The sequence below is a fragment of the Mesorhizobium sp. B1-1-5 genome (genome assembly GCF_006443065.1).
Taxonomy (GTDB): domain Bacteria; phylum Pseudomonadota; class Alphaproteobacteria; order Rhizobiales; family Rhizobiaceae; genus Mesorhizobium.
Genome location: NZ_VFWS01000397.1, coordinates 1 through 1,384, shown reverse-complemented (window position 1 = coordinate 1,384; position 1,384 = coordinate 1). Strand labels below are relative to the sequence as shown.

The window sequence follows — 1,384 nt, the reverse complement described above, 5'->3', positions numbered from 1 at the left end:
GGGTCTGGGTGCTCGACCGCGGCGGCATCGTCGAGCGCGACGGCGATGGCCCACCGATCCGGCGGATGGGCGTGCAGACCGATCTTTCGAAACAGAAGGCGGCAGAGGCCGCGCTGGAACGGGTCATCATCCGCTTCCGCCTGGCGCTCGCGGCCAGCGGCACCGGCATCTGGCACTACGACATCGCCAGCAACAAAAGCTATTGGGATTCCCGCACCAGGGAAATTTTCGGCCTTGTCGCCGTTACCGACGAGGTGACGGCCGACCTATGGCACAGCTACCTGCATCCCGACGACAAGCAGGCGGCCGAACGCGCCCACAGGGCGCCGCTGGAAACCGACGGCGTCATTGCCGCGCAATATCGCATCATCAGGCGCGACGGCGATATCCGTCATGTCGAATCGCTGGTGCGTTTCGTCGCCGCCGCCGGTGCCGCCGGCCAGATCCTCGGCACGGTGCGCGACATCACCGAAGACAAGCTGCGCGAACAGGAACTGGCCCATGCCGCCCGCCACGACGCGCTGACCGGCCTGTGGAACCGCGCCGCCTTCGACAGGCTGCTTGGCGAGCATATCGCGGCGGGAGCGCCGCTGGCGGTGTTCTATGTCGATCTCGATTATTTCAAGGCGCTCAACGACTTCGCCGGGCATGCCGCCGGCGACCTGGCGCTGAAGAGCGTCGCGGGGGGCATGCGCGGCTGCCTGCCGCCGTCGGCGCATGCGGCGCGCCTGGGCGGCGACGAGTTCGCGCTGCTGGTGCCGCATTGCGACGCGGTGCAGGCCGAGCGGATCGCCGGCGCCGTGCTTGGGGCGGTGCGCGAGGCCGATCTCGGCCCGGCCGCGTCATCGCGCCGACTGGCGGCCTCGATCGGCATCGCCTTCATCGATGACGCCGCGACCACCGTGGCCGATGCGCTGGCTTGCGCCGACGACGCCTGCTACGCGGCCAAGGCGGCGGGGCGCAACCGCTTCGCGGTGTTTTCGGCCGCGGCGCGATCTGGGGCCGCCGGCCTCAATGCGGCGCGCATCGCAGCCGACACCGTCGATGCCATGGACGACGGGCGGCTGAAACTGTTCGGCCAGGAAATCCATCTCCTGGGAAAGCCATGGCAAGAGTGCCGGCACGTCGAAGTGCTGGCGAGGCTCGCCGCGCGCAACGGGCGGCTGGTGCCGCCGAGCGAATTCATCCCGGTGGCCGAGCGTTTCGGCATCGCCTCGAAACTCGACCGCTGGATCATTCGCACGGCGCTTTTGCGGCACGGACCGGCGCTGCTTGCCGGGGCGCTGACGCTGGGCTTCAACCTGGCGGCTCAGACATTGAGCGATCCGGGGCTGTGGGATTTCGTCGACAACACCATCGAGGAAACCGGTGCGCCGCATTCCGG

The 1,384-nt window shown here is 68.9% G+C and carries 1 protein-coding gene; it reads left to right on the top strand.

Going from position 1 to position 1,384, the window contains the following annotated elements:
- On the top strand, positions 1-1,384 hold a 1,384-nt coding region (locus FJ980_RS31735), incomplete at both ends, for a diguanylate cyclase (protein ID WP_140547454.1).